Annotated in this window: 11 protein-coding genes, 2 tRNA genes and 5 rRNA genes (1 of these 18 running past the window's edge); 15 read left to right on the top strand and 3 right to left on the bottom strand. The window is 55.1% G+C overall.

Annotated features, from left to right (window positions below; all coding sequences use genetic code 11):
* The 10 genes from AC0J6G_RS02315 to AC0J6G_RS02360 form a co-directional block, all read left to right on the top strand.
* Nucleotides 1-558: ribosomal RNA gene (locus AC0J6G_RS02315) — 23S ribosomal RNA — on the top strand; it begins 2,332 nt to the left of the window's first position.
* Nucleotides 559-694: 136 nt separating this feature from the next.
* Nucleotides 695-810 (top strand): 5S ribosomal RNA (rrf, locus tag AC0J6G_RS02320).
* A 374-nt stretch (nt 811-1,184) separates the two neighbouring features.
* Nucleotides 1,185-2,721: ribosomal RNA gene (locus tag AC0J6G_RS02325) — 16S ribosomal RNA — on the top strand.
* Between the two features lie 65 nt (nt 2,722-2,786).
* A tRNA-Ile gene (locus tag AC0J6G_RS02330) sits at nt 2,787-2,863 on the top strand.
* 31 nt (nt 2,864-2,894) lie between these two features.
* A tRNA-Ala gene (locus AC0J6G_RS02335) sits at nt 2,895-2,970 on the top strand.
* Between the two features lie 247 nt (nt 2,971-3,217).
* Nucleotides 3,218-6,107 (top strand): 23S ribosomal RNA (locus tag AC0J6G_RS02340).
* 136 nt (nt 6,108-6,243) lie between these two features.
* Nucleotides 6,244-6,359 (top strand): 5S ribosomal RNA (gene rrf / locus AC0J6G_RS02345).
* The 16S, 23S and 5S rRNA genes sit together here with 2 tRNA genes alongside, the layout of an rRNA operon.
* Nucleotides 6,360-6,505: 146 nt before the next feature.
* A complete protein-coding gene (locus AC0J6G_RS02350; RefSeq protein WP_475250896.1) occupies nt 6,506-7,165 on the top strand; it encodes a paraquat-inducible protein A in 660 nt (219 codons plus the stop codon).
* Nucleotides 7,152-7,775, top strand: a complete 624-nt coding sequence (locus AC0J6G_RS02355) for a paraquat-inducible protein A (protein ID WP_475250898.1) — start codon at nt 7,152-7,154, stop codon at nt 7,773-7,775. Before AC0J6G_RS02350 ends, AC0J6G_RS02355 begins: the two co-directional genes overlap by 14 nt.
* Nucleotides 7,768-10,074, top strand: a complete 2,307-nt coding sequence (locus AC0J6G_RS02360; RefSeq protein WP_475250900.1) for a PqiB family protein — start codon at nt 7,768-7,770, stop codon at nt 10,072-10,074. Before AC0J6G_RS02355 ends, AC0J6G_RS02360 begins: the two co-directional genes overlap by 8 nt.
* A 122-nt stretch (nt 10,075-10,196) precedes the next feature.
* Here AC0J6G_RS02360 and AC0J6G_RS02365 read toward each other — a convergent pair whose 3' ends face one another.
* Complete coding sequence (locus tag AC0J6G_RS02365; RefSeq protein ID WP_475250902.1) at nt 10,197-10,700, bottom strand: L,D-transpeptidase family protein; 504 nt, start codon at nt 10,698-10,700, stop codon at nt 10,197-10,199.
* Nucleotides 10,701-10,715: 15 nt separating this feature from the next.
* A complete protein-coding gene (locus tag AC0J6G_RS02370; RefSeq protein ID WP_475250904.1) occupies nt 10,716-11,273 on the bottom strand; it encodes an NUDIX hydrolase in 558 nt (185 codons plus the stop codon).
* Nucleotides 11,274-11,443: 170 nt separating this feature from the next.
* Here AC0J6G_RS02370 and AC0J6G_RS02375 point away from each other — a divergent pair, with 170 nt between their 5' ends.
* From AC0J6G_RS02375 to AC0J6G_RS02395, 5 genes are read left to right on the top strand one after another with little or no spacing between them, the layout of a single operon-like run.
* Entirely contained in the window at nt 11,444-12,049 is a 606-nt protein-coding gene (locus AC0J6G_RS02375; protein ID WP_475250906.1) for a CoA pyrophosphatase, read from the top strand.
* 17 nt (nt 12,050-12,066) lie between these two features.
* A complete protein-coding gene (locus tag AC0J6G_RS02380) occupies nt 12,067-12,591 on the top strand; it encodes a gamma carbonic anhydrase family protein (RefSeq protein ID WP_475250908.1) in 525 nt (174 codons plus the stop codon).
* Complete coding sequence (locus AC0J6G_RS02385) at nt 12,591-12,782, top strand: DUF1289 domain-containing protein (RefSeq protein ID WP_475250910.1); 192 nt, start codon at nt 12,591-12,593, stop codon at nt 12,780-12,782. Before AC0J6G_RS02380 ends, AC0J6G_RS02385 begins: the two co-directional genes overlap by 1 nt.
* 33 nt (nt 12,783-12,815) lie before the next feature.
* Nucleotides 12,816-13,997 (top strand): formate-dependent phosphoribosylglycinamide formyltransferase, encoded by a 1,182-nt coding sequence (gene purT, locus AC0J6G_RS02390; RefSeq protein ID WP_475250913.1) that lies wholly within the window; start codon nt 12,816-12,818, stop codon nt 13,995-13,997.
* Nucleotides 13,994-14,734, top strand: a complete 741-nt coding sequence (locus tag AC0J6G_RS02395; RefSeq protein ID WP_475250915.1) for an SGNH/GDSL hydrolase family protein — start codon at nt 13,994-13,996, stop codon at nt 14,732-14,734. The genes purT and AC0J6G_RS02395 overlap by 4 nt, the downstream gene beginning before the upstream one ends.
* Here the strand turns inward: AC0J6G_RS02395 and AC0J6G_RS02400 are convergent.
* Entirely contained in the window at nt 14,706-15,989 is a 1,284-nt protein-coding gene (locus AC0J6G_RS02400; RefSeq protein ID WP_475250917.1) for an HlyC/CorC family transporter, read from the bottom strand. The genes AC0J6G_RS02395 and AC0J6G_RS02400 overlap by 29 nt on opposite strands.

Raw genomic sequence — 15,989 nt, forward strand, 5'->3', positions numbered from 1 at the left:
CTGCGAGACAGACACGTCGAGCAGGTACGAAAGTAGGTCTTAGTGATCCGGTGGTTCTGTATGGAAGGGCCATCGCTCAACGGATAAAAGGTACTCCGGGGATAACAGGCTGATACCGCCCAAGAGTTCATATCGACGGCGGTGTTTGGCACCTCGATGTCGGCTCATCACATCCTGGGGCTGAAGCCGGTCCCAAGGGTATGGCTGTTCGCCATTTAAAGTGGTACGCGAGCTGGGTTTAGAACGTCGTGAGACAGTTCGGTCCCTATCTGCCGTGGACGTTTGAGATTTGAGAGGGGCTGCTCCTAGTACGAGAGGACCGGAGTGGACGAACCTCTGGTGTTCCGGTTGTCACGCCAGTGGCATTGCCGGGTAGCTATGTTCGGAAAAGATAACCGCTGAAAGCATCTAAGCGGGAAACTTGCCTCGAGATGAGATCTCACTGGAACCTTGAGTTCCCTAAAGGGCCGTCGAAGACTACGACGTTGATAGGTTGGGTGTGTAAGCGCTGTGAGGCGTTGAGCTAACCAATACTAATTGCCCGTGAGGCTTGACCATATAACACCCAAACAATTTGATGTTTGTGTGTCTAATACAGAAGACCGCAACAGCCGAAAATTTGTAAGCACTGCAAAACCATTTATCACATACCCAATTCGGAGCAGCGTCTAACGACGAGGCTCCAGCTGAATCGCTTGACGACCATAGAGCATTGGAACCACCTGATCCCATCCCGAACTCAGTAGTGAAACGATGCATCGCCGATGGTAGTGTGGGGTTTCCCCATGTGAGAGTAGGTCATCGTCAAGCACCTACACCAAAACCCCCGATCAGGAAACTGGTCGGGGGTTTTACTATTAGTACAGGCATGAAGTTTTGAGCGATCAAAATCACAGCCAGTGAGATGTAACGCAAGTTGTTGAGTAGAAAGCGCTTTTAGAAAAGAACTTCGAAAAACAGCTTGACGAAAGATGAGGCTGCTGTAGAATTCGCGCCTCGGTTGAGACGAAAGACTTAACCAACTGCTCTTTAACAACTGAATCAAGCAATTCGTGTGGGTGCTTGTGAGGTAAGACTGCTAGTCGCAAGATTATCAGCATCACAAGTTACTCCGCGAGAAATCAAAGATGTAACCAACGATTGCTGAGCTAAGTTTAGGGTTTTCTCAAAACCCAAGCAGTATTGAACTGAAGAGTTTGATCATGGCTCAGATTGAACGCTGGCGGCAGGCCTAACACATGCAAGTCGAGCGGTAGAGAGAAGCTTGCTTCTCTTGAGAGCGGCGGACGGGTGAGTAATGCCTAGGAATCTGCCTAGTGGTGGGGGATAACGTTCGGAAACGGACGCTAATACCGCATACGTCCTACGGGAGAAAGCGGGGGACCTTCGGGCCTCGCGCCATTAGATGAGCCTAGGTCGGATTAGCTAGTTGGTGAGGTAATGGCTCACCAAGGCGACGATCCGTAACTGGTCTGAGAGGATGATCAGTCACACTGGAACTGAGACACGGTCCAGACTCCTACGGGAGGCAGCAGTGGGGAATATTGGACAATGGGCGAAAGCCTGATCCAGCCATGCCGCGTGTGTGAAGAAGGTCTTCGGATTGTAAAGCACTTTAAGTTGGGAGGAAGGGTAGTAACTTAATACGTTGCTACTTTGACGTTACCGACAGAATAAGCACCGGCTAACTTCGTGCCAGCAGCCGCGGTAATACGAAGGGTGCAAGCGTTAATCGGAATTACTGGGCGTAAAGCGCGCGTAGGTGGTTCAGTAAGTTGGATGTGAAATCCCCGGGCTCAACCTGGGAACTGCATCCAAAACTGCTGAGCTAGAGTACGGTAGAGGGTAGTGGAATTTCCTGTGTAGCGGTGAAATGCGTAGATATAGGAAGGAACACCAGTGGCGAAGGCGACTACCTGGACTGGTACTGACACTGAGGTGCGAAAGCGTGGGGAGCAAACAGGATTAGATACCCTGGTAGTCCACGCCGTAAACGATGTCAACTAGCCGTTGGGAGTCTTGAACTCTTAGTGGCGCAGCTAACGCATTAAGTTGACCGCCTGGGGAGTACGGCCGCAAGGTTAAAACTCAAATGAATTGACGGGGGCCCGCACAAGCGGTGGAGCATGTGGTTTAATTCGAAGCAACGCGAAGAACCTTACCTGGCCTTGACATGCTGAGAACTTTCTAGAGATAGATTGGTGCCTTCGGGAACTCAGACACAGGTGCTGCATGGCTGTCGTCAGCTCGTGTCGTGAGATGTTGGGTTAAGTCCCGTAACGAGCGCAACCCTTGTCCTTAGTTACCAGCACGTAATGGTGGGAACTCTAAGGAGACTGCCGGTGACAAACCGGAGGAAGGTGGGGATGACGTCAAGTCATCATGGCCCTTACGGCCAGGGCTACACACGTGCTACAATGGTCGGTACAAAGGGTTGCCAAGCCGCGAGGTGGAGCTAATCCCATAAAACCGATCGTAGTCCGGATCGCAGTCTGCAACTCGACTGCGTGAAGTCGGAATCGCTAGTAATCGTGAATCAGAATGTCACGGTGAATACGTTCCCGGGCCTTGTACACACCGCCCGTCACACCATGGGAGTGGGTTGCACCAGAAGTAGCTAGTCTAACCGCAAGGGGGACGGTTACCACGGTGTGATTCATGACTGGGGTGAAGTCGTAACAAGGTAGCCGTAGGGGAACCTGCGGCTGGATCACCTCCTTAATCGAAGACTTCAGCTTCTTCATAAGTTCCCACACGAATTGCTTGATTCATTGAAAAAGACGATTGGGTCTGTAGCTCAGTTGGTTAGAGCGCACCCCTGATAAGGGTGAGGTCGGCAGTTCGAATCTGCCCAGACCCACCAATTGTTGTGGGGTTTGGCCTTGTAAGAATATGGGGCCATAGCTCAGCTGGGAGAGCGCCTGCCTTGCACGCAGGAGGTCAGCGGTTCGATCCCGCTTGGCTCCACCATATACAGCCTCGTTTTAGAGTTCAGAAATGAACGTTCCTGCAAAAAGCAGATGAATGTTGATTTCTGGTCTTTGACCAGTAAGAAAATCGTTCTTTAAAAATTTGGGTATGTGATAGAAGTGACTGATTGATTACTTTCACTGGTAATTAATTTGGTCAAGGTAAAATTTGTAGTTCTCAATTGCAAATTTTCGGCGAATGTCGTCTTCACGTTATTAGACAATAACCAGATTGCTTGGGGTTATATGGTCAAGTGAAGAAGCGCATACGGTGGATGCCTTGGCAGTCAGAGGCGATGAAAGACGTTGTAGCCTGCGATAAGCTCCGGGGAGTCGGCAAACAGACTTTGATCCGGAGATCTCTGAATGGGGGAACCCAGCCAGCATAAGCTGGTTATTACACACTGAATACATAGGTGTGTAAGGCGAACCAGGGGAACTGAAACATCTAAGTACCCTGAGGAATAGAAATCAACCGAGATTCCCTTAGTAGTGGCGAGCGAACGGGGACTAGCCCTTAAGTTGATTTGAGAATAGTGGAAGGCTCTGGAAAGTGCCGCCGTAGTGGGTGATAGCCCCGTACACGAAATTCTCTTATCAATGAAATCGAGTAGGACGGAGCACGAGAAACTTTGTCTGAATATGGGGGGACCATCCTCCAAGGCTAAATACTACTGACTGACCGATAGTGAACTAGTACCGTGAGGGAAAGGCGAAAAGAACCCCGGAGAGGGGAGTGAAATAGATCCTGAAACCGTATGCGTACAAGCAGTGGGAGCCCACTTTGTTGGGTGACTGCGTACCTTTTGTATAATGGGTCAGCGACTTATATTCAGTGGCGAGCTTAACCGAATAGGGGAGGCGTAGCGAAAGCGAGTCTTAATAGGGCGACAGTCGCTGGGTATAGACCCGAAACCGGGCGATCTATCCATGGGCAGGTTGAAGGTTGGGTAACACTAACTGGAGGACCGAACCGACTACCGTTGAAAAGTTAGCGGATGACCTGTGGATCGGAGTGAAAGGCTAATCAAGCTCGGAGATAGCTGGTTCTCCTCGAAAGCTATTTAGGTAGCGCCTCGTGTATCACTGTTGGGGGTAGAGCACTGTTTCGGCTAGGGGGTCATCCCGACTTACCAAACCGATGCAAACTCCGAATACCAACAAGTGTCAGCACGGGAGACACACGGCGGGTGCTAACGTCCGTCGTGAAAAGGGAAACAACCCAGACCGTCAGCTAAGGTCCCAAAGTTATGGTTAAGTGGGAAACGATGTGGGAAGGCTTAGACAGCTAGGAGGTTGGCTTAGAAGCAGCCACCCTTTAAAGAAAGCGTAATAGCTCACTAGTCGAGTCGGCCTGCGCGGAAGATGTAACGGGGCTCAAACCATACACCGAAGCTACGGGTTCATCTTAGGATGAGCGGTAGAGGAGCGTTCTGTAAGCCTGTGAAGGTGAGTTGAGAAGCTTGCTGGAGGTATCAGAAGTGCGAATGCTGACATGAGTAACGACAATGGGAGTGAAAAACTCCCACGCCGAAAGACCAAGGTTTCCTGCGCAACGTTAATCGACGCAGGGTGAGTCGGCCCCTAAGGCGAGGCAGAAATGCGTAGTCGATGGGAAACGGGTTAATATTCCCGTACTTCTAATTACTGCGATGGAGGGACGGAGAAGGCTAGGCCAGCACGGCGTTGGTTGTCCGTGTTTAAGGTGGTAGGCTGAATGCTTAGGTAAATCCGGGCGTTCAAGGCCGAGAACTGATGACGAGTTATCTTTTAGATGACGAAGTGGTTGATGCCATGCTTCCAGGAAAAGCTTCTAAGCTTCAGGTAATTAGGAACCGTACCCCAAACCGACACAGGTGGTTAGGTAGAGAATACCAAGGCGCTTGAGAGAACTCGGGTGAAGGAACTAGGCAAAATGGCACCGTAACTTCGGGAGAAGGTGCGCCGGTGAGGGTGAAGCATTTACTGCGTAAGCCCATGCCGGTCGAAGATACCAGGCCGCTGCGACTGTTTATTAAAAACACAGCACTCTGCAAACACGAAAGTGGACGTATAGGGTGTGACGCCTGCCCGGTGCCGGAAGGTTAATTGATGGGGTTAGCTAACGCGAAGCTCTTGATCGAAGCCCCGGTAAACGGCGGCCGTAACTATAACGGTCCTAAGGTAGCGAAATTCCTTGTCGGGTAAGTTCCGACCTGCACGAATGGCGTAACGATGGCGGCGCTGTCTCCACCCGAGACTCAGTGAAATTGAAATCGCTGTGAAGATGCAGTGTATCCGCGGCTAGACGGAAAGACCCCGTGAACCTTTACTATAGCTTTGCACTGGACTTTGAGTTTGCTTGTGTAGGATAGGTGGGAGGCTTTGAAGCGTGGACGCCAGTTCGCGTGGAGCCAACCTTGAAATACCACCCTGGCAACCTTGAGGTTCTAACTCTGGTCCGTTATCCGGATCGAGGACAGTGTATGGTGGGTAGTTTGACTGGGGCGGTCTCCTCCTAAAGAGTAACGGAGGAGTACGAAGGTGCGCTCAGACCGGTCGGAAATCGGTCGTAGAGTATAAAGGCAAAAGCGCGCTTGACTGCGAGACAGACACGTCGAGCAGGTACGAAAGTAGGTCTTAGTGATCCGGTGGTTCTGTATGGAAGGGCCATCGCTCAACGGATAAAAGGTACTCCGGGGATAACAGGCTGATACCGCCCAAGAGTTCATATCGACGGCGGTGTTTGGCACCTCGATGTCGGCTCATCACATCCTGGGGCTGAAGCCGGTCCCAAGGGTATGGCTGTTCGCCATTTAAAGTGGTACGCGAGCTGGGTTTAGAACGTCGTGAGACAGTTCGGTCCCTATCTGCCGTGGACGTTTGAGATTTGAGAGGGGCTGCTCCTAGTACGAGAGGACCGGAGTGGACGAACCTCTGGTGTTCCGGTTGTCACGCCAGTGGCATTGCCGGGTAGCTATGTTCGGAAAAGATAACCGCTGAAAGCATCTAAGCGGGAAACTTGCCTCGAGATGAGATCTCACTGGAACCTTGAGTTCCCTAAAGGGCCGTCGAAGACTACGACGTTGATAGGTTGGGTGTGTAAGCGCTGTGAGGCGTTGAGCTAACCAATACTAATTGCCCGTGAGGCTTGACCATATAACACCCAAACAATTTGATGTTTGTGTGTCTAATACAGAAGACCGCAACAGCCGAAAATTTGTAAGCACTGCAAAACCATTTATCACATACCCAATTCGGAGCAGCGTCTAACGACGAGGCTCCAGCTGAATCGCTTGACGACCATAGAGCATTGGAACCACCTGATCCCATCCCGAACTCAGTAGTGAAACGATGCATCGCCGATGGTAGTGTGGGGTTTCCCCATGTGAGAGTAGGTCATCGTCAAGCACCTACACCAAAACCCCCGATCAGGAAACTGGTCGGGGGTTTTACTTTGCACATCGAAAATATCCACGCGCACCACCAACACTTGATGGGCAACTAAACAGTGCGTAGCTTGAGTTCTTTATTACACCTTTATCAGAGTTTTTCTCATGGCTGATTCTGCATCCTCTGAAAAGCTCGCAGGGCTTAGGCTGAACCAGCTAGTTGGCTGTCATGAGTGCGATCTTTTGCTGCGTCAGCCTGAACCTTCGGCAGGTGAGCGGGTTGAATGTCCCCGCTGTGGTTGTGAGCTATACACCCACCGTACTCAGGTTATACGTCGCAGCTTGGCGTTAGTGATTGCTGCGTTGTTGTTGTATGTGCCGGCCAATTTTCTACCGATCATGCAGCTCAATCTGTTGGGGCAAACCTCAAACGATACGGTTTGGACGGGTGTTGTCGGGCTTTATAACAACGGTATGCAGAGTGTGGCGGTGGTGGTCTTCCTCTGCAGCATGGCGGTGCCGCTTCTGAAGCTACTGTGTCAGTTCGCTGTATTGCTGAGCATTCGTCTGGATGTAGGGCGCCGATATGGCCTACTGCTCTATCGCATTTATCATCATATGCGCGAGTGGGGCATGCTAGAGGTCTACTTTATGGGCATCTTGGTATCTATCGTAAAGCTGGTTGATCTGGCCGAGCTGAGCATTGGTATCGGGCTGTTGTGCTTTATCGCGTTGTTACTGGTTCAGGTCTGGCTTGAGGTGACAATGTCGCCGCACCAAATTTGGAAAGCCCTGTCGGGAGAGGATGAACATGCGCGCGATTGATGCAGGGCTGCTGATTTGCCACGAGTGCCATCAACTCAATGCCATTGAGGATGAGCAGGGCAAGCAGTTTTGCTCGCGATGTGGCGGTATCGTCCATGCACGTCAGCCGAATAGCCTGGCGCGAACCTGGGCGTTATTGCTGACGGCAGCGGTACTCTATGTCCCCGCTAACCTGCTTCCGATTATGACCGTCAATTCGCTTGGCAAGGGGCAGTCCGACACCATCATGTCGGGCGTTATCGAGTTGGTTAACTACGGCATGCTGCCGATAGCGGCAGTCGTTTTTATCGCGAGTATTCTGGTGCCGACGTTTAAGTTGGTCGGCATCGCCTTGTTGTTGTATTCAGTGCAACGGCATCAGCCTATGTCGCCGCGTCAGCGGGTGCTGATGTACCGGTTTATCGAGTGGATAGGACGCTGGTCAATGCTGGATATCTTTGTCATCGCCATTCTGGTGGCGGTGGTCAACTTCGGCAGTTTGGCCAGTATTGTGCCCGGTTATGGTGCTATGGCTTTTGCCAGTGTGGTGGTGCTGACGATGTTGGCTGCTTTAACTTTTGACCCCCGTTTGATATGGGACAACACGGAATCGGATGACGATCATGAATGATTTGCCGTTGGCCAAGGCGCGCCCTGCTTCAAACTGGTCGGCGATCTGGGTTCTGCCGCTGATTGCGCTGCTGATCGGTGGCTGGTTGGGGTGGCGCGCTTATAACGAGGCGGGCATCGAGATTCAGGTGATGTTCGACAGTGGTGATGGCATTCAGCCCGGTAAGACTGAAGTTATCTATAAAGGTATGCCAATCGGCAAGGTCAAGGCTTTACAGCTCGATGACAGCGGTGAGCGGCGCGGTGTGCGCGCTACTGTCGAAATGGACAAGCGGGTTGAGAATCAGCTGCGCACTAACACACGCTTCTGGTTGGTCAAGCCGAGTGTATCGTTGGCGGGCATCACGGGGTTGGAAACCTTGGTGTCAGGTAACTACATTAGCGTGAGCCCAGGTGAGGGCGAGCCAGCACGAGATTTCACCGCGCTCAGTGAGCCGCCGCCATTGGCTGATAGCGCCCCTGGTTTGCACCTAACCCTTAGGGCTGACCGGCTGGGTTCGCTAAACCGCGACAGCCCGGTGTTCTACAAGCAGATTCAGGTCGGGCGAGTAAAAAGCTATGCCTTGGTTGAAGATCAGAATCTGATCGAGGTTAAGGTCTTTATTCAGCCAGAGTTTGCCTCTTTGGTGCGTAAACACACGCGGTTTTGGAACGCTAGTGGCGTCTCCATCGATGCTGGGCTTTCGGGTGTAAAGGTGCGAACTGAATCGCTGGCGAGCATTGTTGCCGGCGGGATTGCTTTTGCTACCCCCGAACATCGTAAGGACAGTCCTGCGACTGATCCGAGCTTGCCATTTCGCCTTTATGAAGACTTTGACAGCGCGCAGGCCGGCATTCGTGTGTCGCTCAAACTGCAGGATTTTGATGGGCTAGAGGCGGGCCGCACGCCGGTTATGTACAAGGGCATTCAGGTGGGGCACCTAAAAACCTTCAAAATTGATGAAGACCTGAGTAGTGCCAGCGTTGAATTAATGCTCGACCCACGCACCGAAGATTATCTGGTGGAAGGTACGGATTTTTGGATGGTCAAACCTTCTATTTCCTTGGCCGGTATTACCGGACTGGAGGCGTTGGTTAAAGGTAATTACATCGCGATTCGCCCCGGTGAGCAGGGCAAACCAGCGCAACGTGAATTTATTGCCAGAGCCAAAGCGCCGCCCCTTGATCTGTCCTCGCCTGGCCTGCACTTAGTGTTGTTTAGCGATGTACGTGGCTCGTTGGAGGTTGGCAGCCCGGTCCTGTTCAAGCAGCTCAAGGTAGGCTCGGTGCAGAGCTACCAATTGTCGCGGGATAATAAAAAAGTGGCGTTTGGCGTGCACATCGAGCCTGAGTTCGTGCACCTGATTAACACCAGTACGCGTTTTTGGAATGCCAGTGGAATCACCCTCAAGGGCGGCCTGTCGGGTGTTGAAGTTAAGAGCGAGTCGCTACAAACCTTGTTGGCGGGGGGGATTGCCTTTGAAACGCCCGACCCGCAGGCAGCAAAAAGCGCCAAGCGGGTACAGCGCTTCAGCCTTTACAGCAGTCAGGACAGCGCGCTTGAAAAAGGCTTGGCACTGACAATACGCCTCCCTCGTGGTGATGGCCTGAGCCCAGGGACGGCTATTCGTTATAAAGGCTTAGAGGTGGGTAAGGTCGAGCGCATTGAGCTGACGGACGATTTGCAGGCGGTGATTTTGCACGCCCGCGTAACTCAGGCAACACAGCAGATTGCACGTGTGGGCACGCAGTTCTGGGTCGTCAAGCCCGAGGTCAGCCTGACCCGTGCGGCTAACTTGGAAACCTTAGTCAGTGGCCAGTACCTTGAGGTGCGGCCTGCAAACAAGCCCGGTGCAATCAAAACCAGCTTTGTTGCAGCCGAATCTGCCCCGACGCAGAACGCCCGCGAGCAGGGCTTGCGCCTGGTGTTGAGTACGGCGCGGCGCGGTTCGATTAAGCCAGGTGTGGTGGTCAGCTACCGTGAAGTACCGGTAGGGAAGGTGACTCACTTTGAATTGGGACCGACCTCGGATCGGGTGCTGATTCATATTCTGATTGAGCCGCGTTATGCGCCGCTGGTGCGCAGCGGTAGCCGCTTTTGGAACGCCAGTGGCATTGGCGTGGACGCTGGGCTTTTCAGCGGCGTGAAGGTGCGTGCAGAGTCACTTGAGGCGTTGCTGGAGGGCGGGATTGCCTTCGCTTCACCGGATAACCCGCAGATGGGTGGTCCAGCACAACCGGGGCAGACCTTTGCCTTGTTTGATGAGGTGAACGAGGAGTGGTTAAGGTGGGCGCCCAAGATTGTGCTGAACCGTAACTGACCGCTGAAACACTAAGGGCCGCGATTGCGGCCCTCATTGTTTGCGTTATGCCCAGCGGCAGTACCGGTCAGCCCTGTATTTAACGCCGGTGAAAGCCTTCTGCATTCCTAGCTTGGCATGCCTCAGGGTCTGATTTCGATTAGCGTGCCGTCTTTAACCAGGCTCCAGATCTCGCGCATGTCGGTGTTCTTCATGGCGATGCAGCCTTCTGTCCAGTCCAGCGAGTGGAAGAACCACTCAGGGTATTCCTCATCCAGTGGCGTGCCGTGGATCATGATCATGCCCCCTGCCGATAAGCCTTTGGCGCGGGCCTGCGCTTGGTCGCGGGCGTTAGGGTAGGAAATGTGCATGGACAGGTTGTACTTGTCACTGGTTTTGCGCCAGTCGATCCAATAAAAACCCTCAGGGGTACGCATGTCGCCTTCGTATTGTTTGGCACCTTCCGGCTTTTTACCTAACGACATGCGGTAGGACTTGAGTGTGTCGCCGCGGCTCATCAGGTGCAGTGTGCGTTCAGACTTGACCACCAGCACTTTATCGATAGTTTTGCCATGAAGTGACGCCGTGGTGCTGGCGTGGCTCGTTAGAGCAATAGTGAGGAGCAGCAGGGTGAACAACCAGCGCATCGTAATTCCCATGGATCAAAAGGTTTTCTTGTAATGCGCGCGCAAAGCTTCGAGCGGCTCGTTGCGGACCGGGTAATGCTGCTTACGACGGTCCTCGAAGTAGCATTCTAAGGTACGCCCGATGCTCGGGAAAGCCAGCTCTGACCAAGGAATGTCGTGTTCATGAAAGAGTTGAACCTCAAGGCTTTCCTCGCCGGGGGCAAAGTCCAGATCGACCAACTCGGCGCGAAACAACATATACACCTGATTGATGTGTGGCAGGTCAAACAGGGTATAGAGGTTGAGGCTACGCACGCGTGCGCAGGCCTCTTCATGCGTTTCACGGGCGGCAGCTTGCTCTAGGGTTTCGCCGTTTTCCATAAAACCCGCGGGTAGGGTCCAGTAGCCGCGGCGCGGTTCGATGGCGCGGCGGCACAACAGCACCTGTTCGCCCCATACCGGCAAGCAGCCAGCGATGATCCGTGGGTTTTGGTAGTGCACGATTTGGCACTGCGCACAGACGTGGCGTAAACGGTTATCCCCTAACGGGATGACGTGGCTGACTGGACCGCCACAGTTGCTACAGAACTTCATGGTAAAACCTCACGGCGTGGCGGCTATCTTGGCGTGCCGAGTGGGCGCTCGGCAAGCGGCTTAGGCACGGAGCGCCACACGCTGAATGCCGATGGCCAGCAGTGCGGGGCTTGGGCCGTAAGCTGCTTTCGTGCCATCATCGCGCGCAGAACAAAAGACCGAGAATCCTCATGCTGGATCAGCTGCTCCATCGCATGCGTGGCTATAGCCCGCAGAGTATGCAGACCGACACACGCTACCCTGAGGCTGCCGTGTTGGTGCCCATCACCCGCAGCGACGAGCCGGAAGTGGTGCTCACCCTGCGCGCCAGTGGGCTGTCTACGCATGGCGGCGAAGTAGCCTTTCCGGGAGGGCGGCGTGATCCGGAGGATCCTGACCTGGTGCGGACCGCCCTGCGCGAGGCCGAGGAGGAGATCGGTTTGCCGCCTGGCTTGGTTGAGATTGTCGGGCCGCTCAGTACGCTGGTGTCGCGTCACGGCATTCAAGTCACGCCCTATGTCGGCCTGGTGCCGGACTTTGTCGAATACAAGCCGAATGACGCTGAAATTGCCGCCGTGTTTGCCGTGCCGCTGGCGTTCTTCCGCGACGACCCGCGGGAAACCACCCACCGTATCGATTATCTTGGCCGCAGCTGGTACGTGCCGAGCTATCGCTACGGCGAATATAAAATCTGGGGCCTGACGGCGATCATGCTGGTCGAGTTGGTCAACCTGGTGTTCGACGATGTGCATATCGATATGCAGCAGCCGCCTGAGCACTTTATCAAGCTCACTTGAGCCTAGAGGAAGCATCCATGAAATATCGCCTGGGTTCGTCCCACGTCGAGGCTCATGCCGACAGTTGGGTCGCACCGAATGCCACGCTGGTCGGCAAGGTCAAGCTAGAGGCGGGGGCGAGCGTGTGGTTCAACGCCGTGCTGCGCGGTGATAACGAGCTGATTCACATCGGCGAGAACAGCAACGTGCAGGACGGCACGGTGATGCACACCGACATGGGCTTTCCACTGAATATCGGCACGGGCGTGACCATCGGCCACAATGCCATGCTGCACGGCTGCTCGGTGGGCGATTACAGCCTGATCGGCATTAATGCCGTGATCCTTAACGGCGCGAAAATTGGCAAGTACTGCATCATCGGCGCCAACAGCTTGATCGGCGAAGGCAAGGAAATCCCTGACGGCTCATTGGTCATGGGCTCGCCCGGTAAAGTCGTGCGGGAGTTGACCGAAGCGCAGAAGAAGATGCTCGAAGCCAGCGCGGCTCATTACGTGCACAACGCTCAGCGTTATGCCCGCGACCTGCTTGAGCAAGACGCCTGATGCAAGCCCATGAACACCCAGTCGCCTCACCCTGCGTGCATGTCTGCGCGCTGGATGATCAAGATCTTTGCATTGGCTGTCAGCGCTCGGTCGCTGAGATCACCCGCTGGGGTCTGATGGACAACACCGAGCGCCGCCAGGTGCTACAGCGCTGTCATGAGCGTGCCCAGGCCCAAGGCATCTTGTTGTAATACTCTGTAAATCAATTCGTTTGAGGTCTCACCATGCCCCGTATCGGAACCCCTTTGTCGCCGAGCGCGACCCGTGTGCTGTTGTGTGGCTCTGGTGAGCTGGGTAAGGAAGTGGTGATTGAACTGCAGCGTTTGGGCGTCGAGGTGATTGCTGTTGATCGCTACGCCAATGCGCCGGCTATGCAGGTGGCGCATCGCAGCCACGTGATCAATATGCTCGATGGCGACGCGCTGCGGGCGCTGATCGAGCTGGAGCGGCCGCACTATATCGTCCCGGAAATTGAAGCCATCGCCACCGCGACCCTGGTTGAGTTGGAGAATGAAGGCTTTACCATCATCCCCAGTGCGCGCGCCGCGCAGTTGACCATGAATCGCGAAGGTATTCGCCGCCTGGCTGCCGAAGAGTTAGGCCTGCCGACGTCGCCTTATCAGTTTGCCGACTCTTTCGAGCAGTGCCGCGCCGCAGTCGAGAGCATCGGTTTTCCCTGCCTGATCAAGCCGATCATGAGTTCCTCGGGCAAAGGTCAGTCCGTTCTGAAGGACCTGGATGATTTGCAAGCCGCTTGGGATTACGCCCAGGCCGGTGGCCGCGCCGGCAAAGGCCGGGTAATCGTCGAGGGCTTTATCGATTTTGACTATGAAATCGCCCTGCTTACCGTGCGTCACAGCGGCGGTACCACCTTCTGTGCACCGGTTGGTCACCGTCAGGTCAAAGGCGATTACCAAGAATCCTGGCAGCCGCAGCCGATGAGCGCTAAGGCTCAAGCCGAAGCTGAGCGTATTGCGCTGGCGGTTACCGGTTCACTGGGTGGGCGTGGTTTGTTTGGCGTTGAACTGTTCGTCAAAGGCGATCAGGTATGGTTCTGCGAAATCTCGCCGCGCCCGCACGACACCGGCCTGGTCACCCTGATTTCTCAGGATTTGTCCGAGTTTGCCCTGCATGCACGGGCGATTCTCGGTTTGCCGATTCCGGCAATTCGTCAGTTGGGGCCCTCAGCGTCCGCAGTCGTATTGGTCGAGGGCGAGTCGCAGCAGGTCAGCTTCGGCAATCTGGGGGCGGCTCTGGCTGAGCCGGATACCGCTCTGCGCCTGTTCGGCAAGCCGGAAGTCAGTGGCCAGCGCCGTATGGGCGTGGCGTTGGCGCGTGATGAGTTGTTGGCGGCCGCGCGTGCCAAGGCTACGCGGGCCGCGCAGGCGGTCACCATCGAACTGTGAGTGCCTGGCGCGGCTATGCCTGGTGGCTGGGCTTGCTGCTACTGGCGCCAGTCGCGCTACCGCTGGCTGTGTACACGCGCCGTAATGCTCTGCGTTTACCGCCCGCTGCAGGATTGTTAAGCGGCGTGGCCGGTGCGGATTTACCGGGCGAGCCATTGCGCTTGCTGGTGTTGGGCGAGTCGACCGTGGTCGGCGTTGGCGTGGATGCGCAGGACGCCGCATTGGTCGCGCAGCTGGCGGCGGCGCTGTCTGTGCTTCGTGGTCGGCCGGTTGCCTGGCGTGCGTGTGGTGAGAATGGCATTACGGCGGCGCAGGCCTGCGCGCGGCTCCTGCCGCAGGTGCTTGAGCAGCCTTTTGATCTGGCGTTATTAGTGTTCGGCGTTAACGACACCACGCATTTAACGTCATTGCCGCGTTGGGAGCGCGCACTTGGCAACATGGCTGAGGCGCTGATGACGCGGGGTGTGCAGGTGGCGTTTAGCAGCGTGCCGCCGCTGCAGCAGTTTACCGCGCTGCCCTGGCTTTTACGGCGTTTACTCGGCATGCGCGCCGGCCTGCTGGATGCACGCCTGCGTCGGTTGGCGGCAAAACTCGGGGCCGGCCATCACCCGGTTGAACTGGAGTTTTCAAGCGACTACCTGGCACGTGATGGTTATCACCCGTCAGGTTTGGGCTATCGCGTGTGGGCGCAGGGGCTGGCCGTCAGTCTTACGCCAGCGGCTCGGTGTGTACTTTAGGCTTGGCCCGCCAGGCGCGTACGCTTTTTACCCGGTTCTCTGACGACTGCAGAATTTCCAGACGATAAGGGCCGATCTTCAGGCATACCGCGCTGTCGGGGATACTTTCCAGTGCTTCGGTGATCAGGCCATTGAGGGTCTTGGGGCCATCACAGGGCAGATGCCAGTCCAGCGCTTTGTTGATTTCGCGGATATAAGCGGCGCCATCAATGACCTGGGTGCCGTCTTCCTGGGGGTGAATGTCCGGGCTGCGCAGGGTGTCTTGGTTACTGAAGTCACCGACGATTTCTTCGAGGATGTCTTCCAGGGTGACGATGCCGATCACGTCACCATATTCATCCACAACGATGCCAATGCGGCGTTTCTGCTTTTGGAAGTTAATCAGCTGGGTCGACAGCGGCGTACCTTCGGGCACGAAGTACGGCTCGTTGCAGGCCGCCAGTAGCACTTCTTTGCTCAACTCGTTATGCGTCAGCAGCCGGGCAATCTGGCGCATATGCACGATGCCTTCGATCTGATTGATATCAGTACGAAAGACCGGCAGGCGGGTGTGGGTGGTGTTGGTCAGCAGGCCGATGATGCTTTCTAGGTCGTCATCAAGGTTGATGCCGGTGACTTCGTTGCGCGGAATCATGATGTCATCCACCGTCACCCGCTCAAGATCGAGGATGCCGAGCAGCATATTTTGGCGATTCTTCGGCATGCCAGCGCCGGACTCGCGCACGACGCTGCGCAGTTCTTCGGTAGACAGGCTGTCGCTGGCGCGTTGTGACGGATCGATACCCATCAGGCGCAGCAGCACATTGCTGATGGTGCTGGTGGTCCACACCACCGGGTATAGCAAGCGTTGCAGCAGTATCAGCAAGCGGCTTGCAGGGAACGCCACCAGCTCTGGGCGCAGGGCCGCCAATGTTTTTGGGGTGATCTCACCGAAAATCAGCACCACGATGGTCAGGCCTGCAGTGGCAATCGCGATTCCCGCTTCGCCCCAAATATCTACGGCCAGCACAGTGGCGATGGACGCAGCGAGGATGTTAACCACGTTGTTGCCAACCAGAATGGTGCCCAGTAGGCGGTCTGGGCGATTGAGCAGGCTGGTCACGCGTTTAGCGCCTTTATGCCCCTCTTTGGCCATGTGCTTGAGGCGGTAGCGGTTGAGGCTAAGCATCCCGGTCTCCGAGCTGGAGAAGAATGCCGAGCACAAAATCAGAAAGATCAGCAGCCCAAACAGGTAGCTGGAGTGAAGGTCGTCCAC

The sequence above is a fragment of the Pseudomonas sp. TS_SC_3 genome (genome assembly GCF_056156225.1).